The organism is Paenibacillus sp. GM2FR, from assembly GCF_002803325.1.
GTDB classification, from domain to species: domain Bacteria; phylum Bacillota; class Bacilli; order Paenibacillales; family Paenibacillaceae; genus Paenibacillus_AQ; species Paenibacillus_AQ lautus.
Window position 1 is genome coordinate 503,083 of the sequence record NZ_MKZM01000011.1, and the last position, 18,360, is coordinate 521,442.

Sequence of the window (18,360 nt, forward strand, 5' to 3'; positions counted from 1 at the left end):
AAAACACTGACATACTGCCGTCAGTCATCGCAGCTCATAATAGCTATAAAACCAACCATAACGGGTTATAGGAGGAAAATAAATGATGAGTACACACCCAACATTGCGAGGATTTGCGACCATCAGTTACTGGGCGGACGATATGGAAGCGGCAAAGGCTTGGTATTCGGATCTGCTGGGTATAACACCTTATTTCGAACGTTCGGGACCCGATGGTCAACTGGCCTATGCCGAATTTCGGATTGGAGACTACCAGCACGAGCTGGGTCTCATCGATCGCCGTTTTGCCCCTGCACAACCAACGTCCGGCCCCGGCGGTGCGATCATGTACTGGCATGTCGATGAGATAGAAGCCACCCTCAGCCAATTAAAATACATGGGTGCTGTAGAGTACGAACCTCTCGTACACCGGGGAGAAGGATTCATCACGGCATCTGTCACGGATCCATTCGGCAACGTGCTGGGAATTATGTACAATGCTCATTATTTAGAGATAGTGAATTCACGAAGCCGGGGGTGACCCAAAAACATGGAAATCGATAAGACGGTACACGTGCAGACTCGGCAGGATTGGCGGAAGTGGTTAAGCGATCACACGATATGAGGACCGAATCTTTTATACGTTGTGTATTCATCAACCGATTTACGGTTATAGTTATCTAAGGGCTTTTTCGTTCATGAATGTACCGATCCATATCTTTGGATTCAGATTATAATGGATGAGTATATGATAGATGTACGGTGGGAGTCTGTATATATAGATATTCGAATATATCGTAGAAGAGGTTAAAGATGAGTGAGAAGCATTTTACAGATTATCCTTTAAGTGAAGAGATTGTGAGAGCGCTCCATAGTTTGGGCTATGAGACACCAACAGAGGTTCAGACAAAAGTCATTCCTGTCGTGCTTAAGAAGAAGGATCTTGTTGTTAAATCGCAAACCGGCAGCGGCAAAACAGCTGCCTATGGAATTCCGCTCTGTGAGCTAGTGGATTGGAACGAGAATAAGCCGCAGGCATTAATCTTAGCGCCAACCCGCGAACTTGCGTTACAAGTCAGCGAAGACATTACGAATATTGGGCGCTTTAAGCGGATTAAGGCGACCCCTCTTTTTGGGAAGCATCCTTTTCATATCCAAAAGGCCGAGTTAAAACAAAGAACGCATATCGTTGTAGGTACACCTGGGCGTGTGCTGGACCATATTGAACGTGGCACGCTATCGCTAGAGCGGATGGCCTATCTCGTTATTGATGAAGCCGATGAGATGTTAAATATGGGCTTTATTGAGCAAGTTCAGTCGATCATTCAAGCCCTGCCTCGTGACAGGGTTACGCTGTTATTCTCCGCTACGTTTCCTGAGGATGTGGCCAAGCTGGCACGCAAATATATGGACAATCCTGCCCAAATAGAGATCGAGGCGAGCGGTATTACAACGGCAACGATTGAACACGCTCTTATTCAGGTGAAGGAGGCGGACAAGCTGGCATTGCTTCAGGATCTACTCATTGTTGAGAGTCCTGACAGCTGCATTGTTTTCTGCCGTACACAGGAGCATGTGGACAACCTATTCAGAGAAATGGCTAATCTCGGTTACTCATGTGATCGTATTCATGGTGGGATGGAGCAGGAAGAGCGATTCGAGGTCATGCATGCGTTCAGAAGGGGACAATTCCGTTACTTGATTGCGACCGATGTAGCCGCCAGGGGTATCGATATCTCGAATATTACCCATGTTATCAATTACGATATTCCACTTGAAAAAGAAAGCTATGTTCATCGGACGGGACGTACAGGTCGTGCAGGCAAGACGGGTAAAGCGATTACCCTCGTCACGCCGAAGGATCTCAAACGATTAGCCGAGATTGAGACGTATATTGGATTCGCGATTCCGAAAATAAAGGCTCCCTCCGAACAGGAAGTGGATCGCCATAGAGAAGATTTTGAACAGAAACTAAAATTTAAGCCTGAACCGAAAAAAGATAAGCGTGAGCAATTAAACAAGCAAATCATGAAGCTTAACTTCAATGGCGGCAAGAAGAAAAAGCTAAGAGCCGTAGACTTTGTTGGGACGATTGCTAAGCTTGACGGGGTAACTGCAGACGACATTGGGATTATTACGATCCTCGATTTTGTGACCGATGTTGAGATTCTGAACGGTAAAGGACCGCTTGTGCTTGAAATGATGCAAAACACGACGGTCAAAGGCAAACTGCTAAAGGTGCGCAAAGGGAATAAATAAAAAAGTTGAATTTGTCATAACAAGGGTGATCTTAACATTGTGCTGAGGTCACCCTTCTGTATGGGACTCGTGTAATCATTTATTTTCACAAATTTTTACAATTGATAGTCATATAGGATTAACAGAAAAATTTAGATACTGCTTTACTCTCCTACCTAAAAATAAGGAGCAGTGATAAGCTGCTCCCCCTTCTATTAATCTCAATTAACTCTGATCAAACAACATACTCCGCCATAATCTGCTCAATATCGTATGGAGTAACCCCATGTTCCACCGAAAAGATCGCTTCTGCCTGATCCGCTGCATCTACCGTCTCTCCTCTTGCTTTGGCATGCAGCATGAATAAATCGTAGAGGTCGGGTTTCCGTAGGGTTGTCATGGCTTTGCCCATCAAAACCATCCCTTTTTGATTCCCCTCTACATTATTGTAGTAGTGAGGATGTCTCGTCAGAGACAGATCGGTCCAGATGACCGTACGCTCCACCAAATCCAGGATGACCGGAATGGCGATCTGTGTATCTGCAGCGACATCGATTTTATTGGCCACCGTCGAAGGCTCGAATATCTCGCCGGAACCGGGTTTCTTGCGCATCATCCAGCCTACGAAGCACTCCGGCAGGTTGCAGTACGGTTGACTTGTATACGAATGAAGGGTCGCCACAATATAACGTCCGCCGTACTGGACGATGGATGGAATATGCAGATCAATGAATTCGCATGCTCCACAAGGAGCCGACACGATATCTCCGCTGTGTACGGCCTGGTATTTAGAAGATCGCAGATTCGTGTAAGAAATATGCTCAACATACTGCCAATCTTGATCATACATGACAGCGGACAGGTCAATATCCACGCGGCCCGTAGGCTCCCCGTCAACGCGTCCTTCCTTCCACCAGCTGAAGAAACGGATGGTATCCCCCTCCGTCATCGGCACGCGGCTTCCCCGAACAATTGTATGCAGCGTTTTGCTTGCCGATCTCTGGGAGAACGGCACGTGATAGTCCTTCAATCGTTCATCGACATAAACCTTCCCCAAGAGCGGCAGTGCGGAGAACCGCTGGATCAACACTTGTTCGCATAGCTGCACGATGTCCCGACATGCTGCTTCATCGATATCCGGGAGCGTATCGGGTACGGCAAAGGCTTTGGCCACGTTTCCTTTCGGAAAAAAGACGCGCAGCTCTTGAGGCTCATGACGGCGGGCAAAATGATTCTTCACTTGCAATAGTACCGGCGTCGATACTTGATTCGCGACCTCGCCAAATGCCAGCACGACATACTCCGTATGTTCGGTTGACCGCAGTAACTGATCCAATCTGCGTGCAAATTCGCCCGGGCGCTGCATCAACAAATCGATCAAATTCCAGGCTTGATTATATTGAAATGCAAGTTCAATACTCCCGTTATACGTGGTAAAGGGCTTGTTATTGCGCAAAATATCAAAAGCTTCTTCACAATGCATATATCGGTGCTTGTATTCGGATGGATGCAGGATTTCGCCTAATCGAATCCAGCGGTCCTTATATCTCAGCATATCCTCGGTTATCGGATGGCATCGCTCCAACAATCCGAGCAGCAGTCGTCTCTCGCGTCGCTTAAATTTGCGGAAACGCGTTGTCTCTGCCAGACTGACATCTCCATCTGACCAAGCCACAGCCAGACGAAGGACATCGGTTGCGGTTTTAAAATAACGTCCGATCCGCTCGATGTTCGCCTTATCATGCTTCAACAACGAAGCTGCCACGAATCCCGCATTCTCTTTGAACGGAATCTCGGACGGGAGAATGGCATCCAGTTCATCGGGATCCGCAAACTCGATAACAGCCTCAATATCATCTTTATCTGTCTGGGAGATGGCCCCCTTGGCTTGGATAAGCTGGCGTATCATGGCATAAAAATCCTCTGTGCTTCCAAGATCTATCACTTTCAGATTGACCTCATCCAGCAACGGAGGTCTTTCGGCAAGCTCATACTCAGGCAATTCCCATGTAAGATAATGATAGATGGCATTCAGATAGAGCTCCGCATCGTCCTCATCCATTACCTGCATTGGGAAAGCAGGATACATCGGTTCATATTTCACGTGTGCACCTACCAGCACCCTTAAATCGTCAATCAGTGGTTGATAAAACGCTTCGAACTGCTCCTTGGACAAGGTGCGCACCGCGTGTAATAGTGGATATGAAAACGCAAATCCAAGGTGTTCCATGTTTTTTATGGCCGCTGCCAAATAAGCTTTCGATAGCCGACCCGAGCCTTGGTCTTCATTTACAATCAATTTGTTCGCTCTTCGCAAATAAATGGTGTTAATCATCATAAAAGAGTCCAGGAAAGCCATATCCCTACTGGTTTAAGGAGTAAGAAGGAAGGAATATGATAGCCTGGACGCCTCCTCTCATAATAGAACTCCCTCAGGAAAGCTGTGACCCTAGGTTCGCCAAATGAAATAGAAGGAAGGATCGCAATAGCCTGAAGGCCAAAGGTTCAAAGTCCACGACCTCAAATCTTTGATGAACCCATCATCCCATACCTGATAGCCCGCCAACAGGGCGAAAGTATTACGACTTTGGAAAATGAGCGCCGAATTTGATCAGGAAAGACTGATCCATCGACTGGATGTCGCTGTATGACTCTGGATGCGAAATAAGATGTTTGATCAGGCCCGGGTGCGCAAAATGATCGTTCAAGCTCTCGTCGGTCATCGGAGGCGAAAGACACTGAGCTAAAATTTGAGGTTGTAGGTGCCCATGTGCCTTGAGATTGAGATTCGGTTACAACTCTCCCTCAAGAAAACGGATGAGGTACGATTCAGGCTGCGCGAGGAACTCGGTAAAGCTGCATAAATCGGCGTACGTCTGATGCTCCACATCGTAACAACCGATCGATCCTTTTTTCTTCGGATTCCATACGAGCTGCAGATCGGAGTAATTGTCAATGTCGGCTGACAGGCGCAGCAGCTTTTGCCGGGCGACTTTCATCTCGACCGTATCCGTCAGTGCAAAGAAGTCGATATACCCGATTTCATATTCATTCTGCGATAGCTCAAGCCGCAGCTGGTCTCCTGCCAGAAAGCGAACGAGTTCATCGGTCAATTTATATTTTTTCAGCGCATACTTCTTGTTCTCTATACTATGAAATTCGGCCGGCTCCAGCGATTTCAAGTAGTCCGCCAGGGCGGTATCTTTATTACTCACAGCAATCGTATAAGACCGTTCCCCATCCTTTTCCGCTATCGTCACGTCCGCGCCTCGCTCAATCAAATACTTAACCATGGCTAGATTCCCCATCCGCACAGCAACGGTTAACGGAGTCGCTCGATAAGGATAGACCATATCGGGCTGATTATAATTGATGTCCGCCCCATGATCGAGTAAATAATCGATGGTCTTATAGTCATGATCCGACACAGCTTGCCGCAGCACGGCGCTCCCATGCAGCTTGAGATCCAATCCCAGCTCTTGAATGAGCGGGATGTTTTTTTTGTTGCCGTAATAGGCCTGTGAATACGCGCCTGACCCGGTCTGATTGAGCTTATCCAATTCGGCGCCTTGCGCTGCGATATACCGAACGATATCTTCCTTTCCATAGCGAACAGCCTTTAAAAAAGCCGGATTATGATGGACATTCAGGTTAACGCCGTGCTCGACCAACAGCTTTACAACATCCATTCGCTGGGAGATCAGCGCCAGATCGAGCGGGCTTAGCGTCGTATATTTGCTTAGTACGATACCTTCTTCTATATTCCAACCAGCGGCGATTGCATCCTGCAATGCCGGAATATTTCCTTTGTAGATGTGCATGGCTATTTCCGGCAGCTCCTCGAATTTGCCGATATCTTTCAGAACGATCATCTATACTCTCCCTCCCTGAGTAACGTGACTACCCCTTATGTATGAAATCATGCCAGGCAGCTCCAGACATAGTTGAGCAACTTCGCCTCATCATCACGATGGAGTAGGGTCTAAGCACCCTTTTGATAATAACCATTGCTCCATAACGGAAAATGCCAGCCCTGCATCCTCTTCATAGAAGACGGCTACCTCTTGCTGATAAGCATAATTGAATCGTACATATCCGCCCAGTTCCCGGTAGAACAAGCTGCATGTATATTCGTTTTCCACAGACAGATCCGACGGAAAGGACGCTTGACACATACCGGCTAGCTCAGGCAATGACAGCCCATCCTGCCCAGGAGGGAAGCGTAAGAAGATATGACTCCGCTTACCCGTCCACGGTTCATAATAAACGGCTTCCTCTTGGCTGCGCCCATACACCTGACGATATATTTCGTCCAGCACTTCTGCGTACAGGCCTTCATCGTCCTGCTCCCGTGACTGCAGCGAAATCGCCTGGACAAGCTCCGCATGCCGAGGCAGCCAGAGCAACTGAGCCGTCTTAGGATGCACGGCCAAAAAATCACCATCCACCGTTGTGCCTATTGCGATACACTCTGCAATCTGCTGCTCGGTAATCGGGCAGTCTTCGCCGTGCTCCCATAACCCGTACTCGGCAAAAGGTTGAAGCACTTCCATATCTGGCAGCTGGACATTCATCCACCCGCGGTAAGTCCCTTCGCCGAATCGCTGCAAAAACTTGGCGTAGCCCGGTGGATAAACAGTTGCTCCCTCTCTTCCAAACACTTGATTTTGGCCATCCGACAGCGGCCTTGGTTCCGATACGATGTACATGATCACTCCTCCTGTTTTCAAGCAGATTTTCTTCCGCCAATGAACCTCGATTCGCATGATCCTAAGCTGATTGGGTGCGGAAGCAACGGCTTCTCCTATTATTCCATAATTTTCAAATGGTGACGATATCCCCTTTTCCGCTCGCCCGATTCCCTTCCCCATATTTATGACACGTGTCATAAGGATCTCTTTACAGGTGTGAATGTTGCGTCAAACGGATCGATTCTACAATGAAACTACAAGAGAACCTAAGATGAAAGAGGGATACGGAGATGGAACAACGAAAGGACAGAATTCGCCTGCTGGACATTTTGCGAGGCTTTGCGATCCTCGGAACGCTCGGGACGAATATTTGGATCTTCGCGCATGCGGGGGATCTTCGCTACATTACCACCTTTGATCATTCCGGTTGGTGGGGAGCGGACGATCTTCTCCGGATGGTCGTCTTGTTCCTGGTGAACGGGAAGCTGCTCGGACTGCTGACGATCATGTTCGGCGTCGGTCTGGAAATGAAGTATCGGCAGGCCAAGCGGAAGGGAAAACCGTGGCCGGGCGTTTATTTGTGGGCGGTCCTGTTTTTGATCCTTGAAGGCCTGCTGCATTTTATATTGGTCATGGAGTATGACATCTTAATGAGTTATGGAGTTACCGCCATCATTGCGGCCTTTATCGTAAAGGGCGGCGACCGGCTCATTGCCCGCACGATGAACGTGATCGGCAGCGTCTTCGTCATTGCGATCCTCGCCCTTGCGGGGCTGATGCTGGCGAGCGGCGCAAAGGTATCGCTGGGCAGTTTTCATGATGTCGCTGTTCTTTATCAGGAAGGCACTTGGTTGGAGCAAGTTCAATATCGGCTGGCGAATTTCCTCCCGCTGCGAGCGGAGGCCATCCTCGTCATCCCGACGAACGTGTTTCTGTTCCTGCTGGGCGTTCGTTTCATGCGCGCAGGCGTATTCGCCCCGGACGAGAACGGCAAAAGACTGCGGAAAAGGCTATTCAAGCTGGGCCTATATGTCGGCGTGCCGCTCAACCTGCTCATATTCGTTCCCGGCGGCGCTTTCGATTTACCGGTGCGCTATTTATTCGCCCCGCTGATGTCCATGGGGTATATAGCAATCATCGCGAGAATGATACAATATGCGAAATGGGAATGGCTGTGGCGCCGTCTGGAAAACGTCGGAAAAATGTCGCTGAGCTGCTACGTGCTCCAGAACATCATCGCATCGGCCGTCTTCTACGGCTGGGGCTTAGGGCTTGCCGGCAAGCTGAATTCGGCCGCGATTATCGCCGTCTGGCTGCTGATCTCCGCACTTCAGCTCGGCATGGCGTCCTTGTGGCTTCGCGGCTTTAAGCTGGGGCCCATGGAGACCGTCCGCAAACAGGCAGTAGGCTTATTCGAATCAAAATAGCCGGATTGGGGGCTAGATATGTTCTATAAGTTGTACCCGAGGGACCAGATCAAAAATTATTTGCTCATCGATGTCGTACTGACCGTATTTTTATGCTACTGTGTGTTTCGTTCAGATACGGCGCTGGGACTGTGGGGCAGCCTCTTGCTGCTCCTACTGTACTTCGTTTCGTTTTATTTCGCGCTGTGGTGCCGCGGCGGCCTGCTGCTGGCAGCCGTGCTGTCCGGTCTGTCGGCGATTGCCGTGTTCGGGGTGTATATCGAGCCGAGCGTCCTAATGTTCGGGATCGTTTTTGCCGACTTGCTGGGCCGGTCCAAATCCAAGGTACACATCGCCATCGGCAGTGGGGCCATTGCCATATCATACCTGCTTGTGTTCCTCATCCGGCAGGAACCGCTGCTCGAAACGTCCAACGCCATTTACCTTCCGGTCATGATCATTCAGACGGTATACCCCATCGTCATCTACATCAAGGAGAAAGCAAAAAGCCTGCAGGGGGAGCTGGACGAAGCCAACGAACAGATCGCAAAGTATATCCAGCAGGAGGAGCGGCAGCGGATCGCCAGGGATCTCCACGATACCTTGGGACAGACCCTCATGATGATCAAAATGAAGAGCGAGCTGGCGACGAAATGGGTGGATAAGGATTCTGCCCTAGCCAAGCGAGAGCTAAGCGAGATTCTGGATACCACCAGAACCGCCCTGAAGCAAGTGAGGGAGCTGGTATCCGATATGAAGTTCGTCTCACTGCCAAGCGAGCTGGAGCATTCGGCCAAGCTGCTGCATACGGCGGGCATTGCCCTGAGTATCGAGGATCTGGAGAAGCCCCCGCTGTTATCCAGCGTGGAAGAAACGATGCTTGCGCTCTGCATCCGGGAAGCCATGACCAATATTATCAAGCATAGCCGGGCTAAGCGGTGCACCATCAGGCTGGAAACGAAGGACCATGTCTACGGAATCCATATCGCGGATGACGGCATTGGGTTTACGGGGCAAGGCGACGGAAACGGTATCCCGTCGATCATGGAGCGGATGAAGACGCTGGGCGGGTCCTCCGCCATCGTCCCGTCACCTGAGGGGGGCACCAGGGTGTCCCTGAAACTCCCGCTTCGCCGGCATGAAAAGGAGGACGCTTCATGATTCGAATCGTCATTGCGGAAGATCAGAAAATGCTTCGCGGCGCATTCGCCTCACTGCTTAATTTCGAAGATGACATCGAGGTCGTGGCCGAGGTGCCCGACGGGCAGCGAGCCTGGGACGCGATCCGGCAGCATCAGCCGGACGTGTGCCTGCTCGACATCGAAATGCCTCATATCAGCGGCCTGGAATTGGCCGAGTCCATACGTCAAGCGGGTCTGCCCTGCAAAATCATGATCGTCACGACCTTCGCCCGCCCGGGTTATTTGCAAAAAGCGATGGATGCGCAGGTAGAAGGCTACCTGTTAAAGGACGAGCCGATCGATTTCTTGATCGAAGCCATCCGGCGGGTCATGAAGGGCGAGCGGGTTGTGAGCACCGATCTGGCGGCTGCGCTCTTCATAAAGGAAGAGAACCCGCTCAGCGAACGGGAAATCGAAATGCTTCGCTTAACCAAAGAAGGCATGACCACCGGCGATATCAGCAAAGCGCTGTTCCTGACGAGAGGAACCGTACGCAACTACCTCTCCTCTGCCATACAGAAGCTGGAGGCCGATTCCCGGCAGCAGGCCGTGGCGATCGCTGAGGATAAAGGATGGCTGTGAACATCTTCGGACGCCAGTGCACCTTGTTTATGACTTGAAGGAGGAGATCGGAATGCACGCTTTGGCCCAAACGGTAACCAGCGTACCGTGGCAGCGGTTGACGACCGCCTATGGAAGAGGAACGGATATTCCACGGCTCTTGGAAACAGGACAATATAAGGAATTGGCCAACCTGATCGAGCACCAAGGGACCCTGTGGCAGACGACGCCGTGGGCCCTGCTTATGCTCCTGCCATTTCGGAGCTGCTGGCACTGCTTGAGCCGGAAGGTGCGGGTATATAGAGGCATACAGTTTCAGTAAAAAGCCCGGGCGTCCGGTACAGACACCGGGGAATCATACTAGAACAGTCCAGATTTAAACCATTTTTAAACGGAACTGCCCGTTCGTTTTAACCTTGATCCGTTACGATAAAAGAAATTGGCAGAATCAAGGGAGCGAACGTATGAGAGTATTGGAAATATTGTTGGTGGCATTCTCCGTTTTGGTGCTGATGGTCTTACTGTTCCGTAACATAATCAACCGGAAGGTTGGTGCTACAGCCAGCATCGCTTGCGGTTTACTGTTGGCCGCGCAGCTGCTGTTTGAAGGGTATAGGTGGCAGATGATTCCGACCTATATCGTCACCGCTTTGCTCCTTGCTGTCTTATTCAGACGCAGAAAAGTCGGGCATCCGCTGCGTTACACGATATTGGCCCTATCTATTGTTTTGCTAAGCTTATCGGTTGCCTTATCGGTGCTGCTGCCCGTCTTTCATTTACCTAAGCCTTCAGGCGAGTTCAGTGTGGGGACGGAAATGTTCCATTTTATCGATGCCGACCGGGAAGAAACGTTCACCGAGCAGAAAGGCGACAAGCGAGAGCTTGTCGTTCAGGTATGGTACCCCGCTGCGGAATCTGGCCGGAGCGGCGAGAAATCTGCAGTGTTCCCTAAGGACAGAGAGCTCTTCCAAGCCTATATGCAAGCTTATTCCGGATATCTGGGACTTCCCGCTCCTGCCCTCGACTATTGGAAATACAGCCGGGCCAATGCATCTATCAATGCCGATCTGCATCCCGCGGACAATCCGTATCCGGTGGTGCTGCTGTCACACGGCATGGGGGTCGGCAGAATTTTACATACGTCGCAGGCTGAACATCTTGCCAGCCACGGCTATATCGTATTCGCCGTCGATCATACTTACAGTACCGTTATGACTTCCTTTCCGGACGGGCACGTGACCGGATTCCTTACGGAACAGTCTCAGGAGCGATTATTTGAAGACAGCCGCGCCATTTTAGATGTGTGGAACAAGGATACAGCATTTATTGTGGATCAGTTAGAGAAGCTGCATTCAGGCGCCATAGCCAGCAAATTCAAGGGAATGCTGGACATGGATAACATCGGCATGTTGGGTCATTCCTTTGGTGGAGCAGCAGCCTTTGAAGCCGTTTATTCCAACCCGCGGATCAAAGCCGGCGTGAATATGGATGGCACGTTGTTCATCACAAAGGACCGGGATGACATGAAGAAACCATTTATGTTCATGGAATCGGAAGATTTTATGCATGTGAACGAGCAGCAGGCGAAGTACCGCAAAACCCCAGCCACAGATGCTGAGCTCAAGGAGCTCCGGTTAACGCGAGAACAATTCGACACCATTCTGGCGAATCGGGAATCGGAACTGAAGCTGATGGACCGCCTATCGCAACAAGGATATGGACGGACCTTTTATATCGAAGGAGCCGGACATTACAATTTCACCGATCTTCAGCTGTACTCCCCCCTTATCCGCCTGACCGGCATGACCGGAAGCATGAATGGAGCAAGGGGAGCGGAGATCGTGAACCGCTACGTGCTGGGATTCTTCAACCAGCATCTGCGTGGAATCGAGAGTAAGCTTCTGATCGGTCCCACTGAGGACTATCCGGAAGTGAAGTATCCGAACTCGGCTTTTCAAGGAGAATAGATCGAATGAGAAACGCTCTTCGTATAACGGAGGGCGTTTCTTTATGGGTTTAGCTTTTAACAACCGCCCTCCCCTCCCATCATTCGTCCGGATTTTCATTTATGTGAGCAATTCATGCAAAATGCAACAGCCAATGTAGAGTTCTTGTAGAGATTTGCGTGATACAATTTCCATCAAATTCAACTCTAGCATAAGGAGGAATTGTAACTATCCAAGAAAAGACTGCTAATTCCTTTAATAGGCTAGAAATCATAAAATGAGAGGATGGGGAAATTGATCAAGCTTTTCAAGAAAAAACAGGCAGCATTATTCCTGAGCAGTATCCTGATCATTGGCGGTTTACCGGCAGGATTAGCTCCGAAAGTCGTGAGTGCTGCTGAACCGGTGGAGGCTTTAATCACCACATCGAGTGAAATCACCAGCTACAATTATATTGAAAATACAACGAAACCACTGGAAGTAGTTATAGATCCGGCAATTACGGTTTATGACTCGACGTACACTTTGGAAGCCGCTACAGTGGTTATTAAGAATTTCCAAAACGGTGATCAATTAGATTTCGATGATACTAATAAGATAACCGGGCTCTATAATGAAAAGAATGGTATTTTGACATTAAGCACCAATGCGTCGGCACAGTCTTCAGTTCAAGAATATACGGAGGCTTTATCTAATGTCAGATTCTCGACAACCTCCAATGTAACGACTGACAGAACAATTCAGTTTACGCTCGGAGATGCTCTTCCTTATGAAGCTAACGGACATTTTTATAAATATGTTAATAAAAAAACGTCAATTACTTGGGATGCGGCAAAGGCCGAGGCCGAGGGAAGTGAACATTTTGGACGGAAAGGGTATTTGGTTACTATAACGAGTGATCAAGAAAATACCTTTGTAAAGGAAAAGACCTTAGGTATCGGTTGGCTTGGTGCAAAAGATATCGAGCGGAATGCGGGTGTCCCTAAAAATACGGGCGACTGGCGTTGGGTAACGGGACCGGAAGGCTTGGAGAATGGCGGGCAAGGTACGCAATTCTATCAAGGTTATACAGGCAGCGGACAAAATATTTTATATACCAACTGGGATGCTGGCGAACCAAATGACTACGGTGGAACAGAATTCGTTGCCCATATCTTCGGACCCGGAACTCAAGCTGGGAAATGGAACGATTACTCCCCAACAAATAATACGGTAACTGGATACATTGTTGAGTACGGCGGCATGCCAGGTGATAACAATGTTCAGATCAGTGCCGAGAAGACCCTCTCTTTTGTAAATGTTACCGAGCTTACAAAAGCAAAAGCGGCAGCTGATCAATTAAAAGAAGAGGACTATGCTGAGACCGAATGGCTTGAATTCGAAAAAGCTTTGGAAGCTGCCAATACGGTCCTTAAAAATCAAAGTAAAACCCAAGGCGAGGTAGACGCAGCCCTGAAAGCGCTGAAAGATGCACAAGAGCAGCTGAAGCCCCGTGTAACAATCACGGAGCCGAGCGGCGATACAGTATATGTGGCAAAGCCTGAGTTTGAGGGGGTAGCCGCACAAGGCGCAAACGTCACAGCAGCTGTTTATGATAAAGACGGCAACCTTATCGGTACTCCTCAGGTCCAAGTAAATCCGGACGGTACATGGAGCTTTGCACCGGATCAAGAGCTGCCTGATGGCGACTATGTGGTTGAAGTGACTGCTGAAAAGGACGGCAAGACAAGCACGGAAAAGAAAAATGTGACGGTAGATACCACAAAACCGAATGTACAGATCACTGAACCAAGCGGTGAGAAAGTCAACGTGGCCAAACCGGAATTCAAAGGTATAGCTGACAAGGATGCCAAGGTCATCGTTGAACTGACAGATGAGAGCGGTAAGGTAATTGAGACCCGCGAAGTGGAAGTAGACAGCAATGGAAATTGGAGCTTCACTCCGTCCGAAGACTTAAAAGACGGAAAATATACCGTCAATGTAACGGCAGAGAAAAATGGCAAGATGTCCAAAGACTCCAAGGTCGTTACGGTAGACGCAACAGATGAGTCACAGTTATCGGGTCTAGAACTAAAACGTGGGGATGGAACACCGATTGCGATCTCTCCAGCCTTTAACGGGGGAGTGACCCATTATCAGGCTTCGGTGACCCAAGATGTTTACAATACAACCGTAACGCTGGCGACTTATGACCCGAACGCCACGATCGAAATCTCGCTTAATGGCGGGGCATGGCAAGGAATTCCTAACGGCTCTGCAAGTGATGAATTGCCGTTAGCATTCGGCACCAATACGATTGTTGTGAAGGTAACGGATTCCCAAGGAAATGTGACGGAATATACGCTGACCATCACCAGAGGGTCCAATGACAATAATAATAATGGAGGCAACAGCGGAGGCAGCACAACTCCTTCTACGCCGCCTACGACTACACCACCTCCTGTAGACTCTGGCGTGAGCACGTCCGTTAACGGTAACGACGGTGGGTTTGCCACAGGGAAAACAACCACTTCGGAAGGTAACAAGCAAACTTCTGTACAGGTAAACAGAGATAAGCTTGGCGATATTTTATCGAATGGAACAGGTCAGAAGCTGTCCATTCAATCTCCGAATGACGGAAATATGCAGGTTGATGGTTTAACGGCTGCGGACATTCGTTTGTTAGCCGATAAGGGAGCAAGCCTTGACATCGGAAATCCGTTAGCCATCTATCCGGTGCCTAGTAAGCAATTGGACTTGAATTCAGTGTCCGGACAGCTGGGAAATGCGGCACTCAACGATATCGCTGTTCATATCGATATTAAGCGCTCCTCGGAGACTGTGAGAAACAATGCCAAGAACAAAGCAACATCGGCAGGCTACCAGCTGCTGGTTGATCCGGTCGACCTGGAAATGACTTTTAGCCAGAATGGTAAGACCGTAAAATCCGGACAATTGAACGGATACGCTCCTAAATATATCGCTCTTCCGGAAGGTATCGACCCGAATCGAATTACGACAGGCGTTGTGGTCAATCCGGATGGATCGGTATATCATCTGCCAACTGTAGTTACTAAGATTGGGGATCGTTATTACGCGCAGATTCATGATTTGCGCAGCAGTGGTTCGTACTCGGTTATCTGGAATCCGCAGGATTTCGATGATGTGAGAACTCACTGGGCTCAAACGGAAGTGAACAACATCTCTGCTCGCCTTGACCTGCAAGGAGATGGTGGCAATACGTTCGCTCCGAATCGAAATGTGACCCGGGCTGAATTTGCGGAGATTGTTGTATTGGGACTTGGCCTAATGCGTCAGGAAGAGCCAAAAACAACATTTGACGACGTTACGGCAACTGCCTGGTACCGCAATGCGATCTCGATTGCCAGTGAATTCGGCATCGTACTCGGTTATAACGACGGCGCGTTCCGTGGTAACCAGACGATTACAAGAGAAGAAGGAATGGCGATGATCGCTCGAGGTTATCAATTGATCAAGCCAGGCCATGCAATTAGCGAAACCGAAATTAGCAGACTGCTCGCAGGCTATGAAGATGCGTTCCAAGTAGCAAGATGGGCCCGACCTTCCGTAGCAACCCTGCTGTCAACAGATATCGTCCAAGGAAGCGGAGATAAGGGCTTGACTCCGAAATCCACGATGACGCGGGCTGAAACGGTAGCCTTGATGCAGCGTCTGCTGCAAGTTACGAATTTAATCGATTAAATCAATAAGTATGAGTCTATGACCGGCAAGAGGCACTTTGAAAAAAGTGACCGCTTGCGGGTCATTTTTTTCAGTAATTAAATGCCCTACTAGGAGGTAGATTATGAACGTTTCACTTGCTATGCTCATTAGGCGTAAGCTAACCGGTACCGACTTCATCGGGTACGTAGTTTCGCAAATGGTCGATGCGATTGCGGGCGCTGCTATTCTGTACGCCATCATCGTCTCAGCGGGTATGCCCACAACGGAGCTTCATGCGTACCCCAATTCCATGAATCAACGGCAACACGACAAGAAAGCCGGCATCGGCCCTCGAATAAAGGGCGCGATGTCGGCTTTTAACTTAACGGCCAAACTCTTTATTGAATATTTTATCGTGAGCCTCCGCAACTTCCGGGGCTACCGAGTTGATGGCTGTTACCAGAATATGCTTTCCGCCTACAGGTCCGAAGGCTCTCGTCTCAAATCCGAAAGTTCCGCCGGCATGCCCCCAATAGGATTGCCCGTCCGAAGTTTTTCCTTCGTAAATCCCTAGGCCGAATTTACCTATAGGTGATTCTACTGCCGTGAGCATCTGGTCCATCATCTCTTGATTCAGAAGCTCGCCGCCCAACAGCGCACTGAAGAAGGTGGTCAGATCCTTGACTGTTGAAACCATGTCACCCGCTGCATTTGCCCATGATTGATTCATTTCAGTCAAATCATACATATGACCTGATCTGTCCATATTATATCCTCTGGCATGCTTACCCGGAATATAGGAGCTGTTTTCCATAACGAATGTCTCCGTCAGCCCGAGCGGCTCGACGAACCGTTTCCTGATCTGCTCCGCATACGTATCCCCGGTGACCTTCTGAATAATTTGACCGGCTAGCAGTGTATTGGTGTTGGAATAGTTCCAGCCTTTCCCTGGCGCATATACAGGCGGCTTTGCAAGTGCCAAGCGGAGGAGTTCGTCAACGGCATAATAACGGAATGGATTTTGAGGCAAGGTCATGTCTCGCATATCATCATCTGTATAGCTCGCAATTCCGCTTGTATGGTTCAGCAGCTGACGAATCGTAATTTGGCTGCCGTCATACCCGTTCCCCTTTACGACCCCCGGCAGCCATTGTTCGACCGAATCATCCAGGTTTAATTGTTTCTCCTCAGCCAGCTGCAATACAACGGCAGCGGTGAACGTCTTCGTAATGCTCCCAATCCGGAATGAAAAATCCGGCTCTACGGGGCCTGGTACCTCGTAGCTGGCTGTACCGGTGGCATAAGACCAACGTTTCCCGTCCTTTAGCCCACCTCCCACGACACTTGGGACTTGTTTATTGGTTACCACCTGATCCATGACGTGTTTGACTTCTTCCCTTCGCTTGCTTTTCTTTTCCTCCTCCGTGAGTTCCTTTTTGGCTTCTACTGCGAATTCAGACGCTAAAATTTCAGGAATATATTTATCCGCATCGCCCAGTACATTGATATTGATCGAAATGGTATGTTGACCGCCTTCGGTTCCGCCTGCAAAGTTGGTAAATCCGGGAATGCCGCCGCCATGTCCCCATACAATGGTTCCGTCCGGCAGCTTTGTTTGGTGTATGCCAAGCCCATACTTTCCAAGAAAGGAGTCGGCTGTGCTGGTCAACATTTCCTTCAGCATCTCCGGTGTCAACAGCTTACCGCCCAATAAGGCGCGGAAAAACGTGGTCATGTCTTCCCCGGTCGAGATCATCTCACCTGCGGCGTTCGTAAACGATGGGTTCAGCATGGTGATATCCACTAATTGATCCCCTGTGTTCAGGTAGCCGCGGGCATTTTTCTTCGGAATATCCGCCGAGCTGCCGGGAAGGAACGTTTCTTTAAGTTGAAGCGGTTCAATAATTCTTTTCTTCATCTGCTCCGTATACGTTTCCCCGGTGACCTTCTGGATAATAAGCCCCATAATAACCGTATTCGTGTTTGAATATGACCAGCCTGTTACGGGCTTTTGCTCCAAGGCTAGGTCAATTAACTGTTTGGCTGTATAATTATTTCCTGGATTTGTAAGTAATTGAGTCCTGAGCTCAGGAGTCAAATAGTCTGGAAGTCCGCTTGTATGATTCAACAATTGGCGAATCTTAATCTTATTTCCATCAAATCCATTACCGTGCACAAGCCCCGGAAGCCATTTCTCCACCGTATCATCGAGGCTTAGCTTTTTTTCGCCGGCAAGCTGCAAGGCAACGGTAGCAACAAACGTCTTCGTTGTACTTCCGATCCGGAAAGCGGAGTCGGCGTCTACCTTATGGTTCCTTTTGATATTCGCTTCACCGGAGGCATATGACCAGCTCGCCGTTCCTTTCTTTACAGTAACAATAACGCCCGGAATATGGTCGGCATTGGCAGCTTTATCGATTGCTTGCTGGGTTGGTGTCTTAACTGCCGCATGTACAGTTCCATAAGCGGGGAATACCAGTGTACCCGCCAACATGGCTGTTAGAGTAAGCGCAGCTCCTTTTTGAGTGGTGAATGATTTCATAATGCATCGCTCCTATGATTTTGGAATGTTGTGTTCTTCACTCCTTCACCCTACCCCCGAGGTTGTTAAATCGGACAGTGATAAAACCGCCAAGCTTTGGATGACATCGTACTTGGACCTGTCACATATCCCGTATGACAAAGTGTCAACGGT

11 protein-coding genes and 1 pseudogene are annotated in these 18,360 nt (G+C 49.2%); 8 read left to right on the top strand and 4 right to left on the bottom strand.

Annotated features, from left to right (window positions below):
* Positions 1–85 precede the first annotated feature (85 nt).
* On the top strand, positions 86–520 hold the full coding sequence (locus tag PAEVO_RS30605) for a VOC family protein (protein WP_100541368.1): 435 nt from the start codon (positions 86–88) through the stop codon (positions 518–520).
* 272 nt (positions 521–792) lie between these two features.
* Positions 793–2,238 carry a DEAD/DEAH box helicase gene (locus PAEVO_RS30610; RefSeq protein ID WP_100541239.1) on the top strand — a complete coding sequence of 482 codons (1,446 nt, stop codon included), beginning with the start codon at positions 793–795 and terminating at the stop codon, positions 2,236–2,238.
* Positions 2,239–2,452: 214 nt separating this feature from the next.
* Here PAEVO_RS30610 and PAEVO_RS30615 read toward each other — a convergent pair whose 3' ends face one another.
* From PAEVO_RS30615 to PAEVO_RS30625, 3 genes are all read right to left on the bottom strand, one after another.
* Positions 2,453–4,555 (bottom strand): TerD family protein, encoded by a 2,103-nt coding sequence (locus tag PAEVO_RS30615; protein ID WP_100541369.1) that lies wholly within the window; start codon positions 4,553–4,555, stop codon positions 2,453–2,455.
* Positions 4,556–5,009: 454 nt separating this feature from the next.
* Positions 5,010–6,089, bottom strand: a complete 1,080-nt coding sequence (locus PAEVO_RS30620) for an ankyrin repeat domain-containing protein (RefSeq protein ID WP_100541240.1) — start codon at positions 6,087–6,089, stop codon at positions 5,010–5,012.
* 93 nt (positions 6,090–6,182) lie between these two features.
* The gene (locus PAEVO_RS30625; RefSeq protein ID WP_100541241.1) at positions 6,183–6,926 is read right to left on the bottom strand and encodes a hypothetical protein; all 744 of its coding nucleotides are present in this window, start codon (positions 6,924–6,926) and stop codon (positions 6,183–6,185) included.
* Between the two features lie 272 nt (positions 6,927–7,198).
* Between PAEVO_RS30625 and PAEVO_RS30630 the strand changes: the two genes are divergently transcribed.
* From PAEVO_RS30630 to PAEVO_RS30655, 6 genes and pseudogenes are all read left to right on the top strand, one after another.
* Positions 7,199–8,335: a DUF418 domain-containing protein gene (locus PAEVO_RS30630; protein ID WP_100541242.1), complete on the top strand. Its 1,137-nt coding sequence runs from the start codon at positions 7,199–7,201 to the stop codon at positions 8,333–8,335.
* 18 nt (positions 8,336–8,353) lie between these two features.
* Positions 8,354–9,475, top strand: a complete 1,122-nt coding sequence (locus tag PAEVO_RS30635; RefSeq protein WP_100541243.1) for a sensor histidine kinase — start codon at positions 8,354–8,356, stop codon at positions 9,473–9,475.
* A complete protein-coding gene (locus tag PAEVO_RS30640; protein ID WP_100541244.1) occupies positions 9,472–10,077 on the top strand; it encodes a response regulator transcription factor in 606 nt (201 codons plus the stop codon). Before PAEVO_RS30635 ends, PAEVO_RS30640 begins: the two co-directional genes overlap by 4 nt.
* A 52-nt stretch (positions 10,078–10,129) precedes the next feature.
* A pseudogene (locus PAEVO_RS30645) lies at positions 10,130–10,309 on the top strand (hypothetical protein); the annotation flags it as partial.
* A gap of 211 nt (positions 10,310–10,520) precedes the next feature.
* Positions 10,521–12,023, top strand: coding sequence for an alpha/beta hydrolase family protein (locus PAEVO_RS30650; RefSeq protein WP_100541245.1), 1,503 nt, complete (start codon positions 10,521–10,523; stop codon positions 12,021–12,023).
* Positions 12,024–12,296: 273 nt separating this feature from the next.
* A complete protein-coding gene (locus PAEVO_RS30655; RefSeq protein WP_165789782.1) occupies positions 12,297–15,704 on the top strand; it encodes an S-layer homology domain-containing protein in 3,408 nt (1,135 codons plus the stop codon).
* Positions 15,705–16,047: 343 nt separating this feature from the next.
* On the opposite strand, the gene PAEVO_RS30665 is transcribed toward PAEVO_RS30655, so the two are convergent.
* Positions 16,048–18,207, bottom strand: coding sequence for a serine hydrolase domain-containing protein (locus tag PAEVO_RS30665; RefSeq protein WP_100541248.1), 2,160 nt, complete (start codon positions 18,205–18,207; stop codon positions 16,048–16,050).
* Between the last annotated feature and the right edge of the window lie 153 nt (positions 18,208–18,360).

Excerpts from the sequence above, each read along its gene's own strand:
- PAEVO_RS30635 (WP_100541243.1), top strand. The coding sequence starts at position 8,354 with ATGTTCTATAAGTTGTACCCGAGGGACCAGATCAAAAATTATTTGCTC.
- PAEVO_RS30640 (WP_100541244.1), top strand. The coding sequence starts at position 9,472 with ATGATTCGAATCGTCATTGCGGAAGATCAGAAAATGCTTCGCGGCGCA.
- PAEVO_RS30650 (WP_100541245.1), top strand. The coding sequence starts at position 10,521 with ATGAGAGTATTGGAAATATTGTTGGTGGCATTCTCCGTTTTGGTGCTG.
- PAEVO_RS30630 (WP_100541242.1), top strand. The coding sequence starts at position 7,199 with ATGGAACAACGAAAGGACAGAATTCGCCTGCTGGACATTTTGCGAGGC.
- PAEVO_RS30625 (WP_100541241.1), bottom strand. The coding sequence starts at position 6,926 with ATGTACATCGTATCGGAACCAAGGCCGCTGTCGGATGGCCAAAATCAA.
- PAEVO_RS30605 (WP_100541368.1), top strand. The coding sequence starts at position 86 with ATGAGTACACACCCAACATTGCGAGGATTTGCGACCATCAGTTACTGG.
- PAEVO_RS30620 (WP_100541240.1), bottom strand. The coding sequence starts at position 6,089 with ATGATCGTTCTGAAAGATATCGGCAAATTCGAGGAGCTGCCGGAAATA.
- PAEVO_RS30610 (WP_100541239.1), top strand. The coding sequence starts at position 793 with ATGAGTGAGAAGCATTTTACAGATTATCCTTTAAGTGAAGAGATTGTG.
- PAEVO_RS30665 (WP_100541248.1), bottom strand. The coding sequence starts at position 18,207 with ATGAAATCATTCACCACTCAAAAAGGAGCTGCGCTTACTCTAACAGCC.
- PAEVO_RS30615 (WP_100541369.1), bottom strand. The coding sequence starts at position 4,555 with ATGATGATTAACACCATTTATTTGCGAAGAGCGAACAAATTGATTGTA.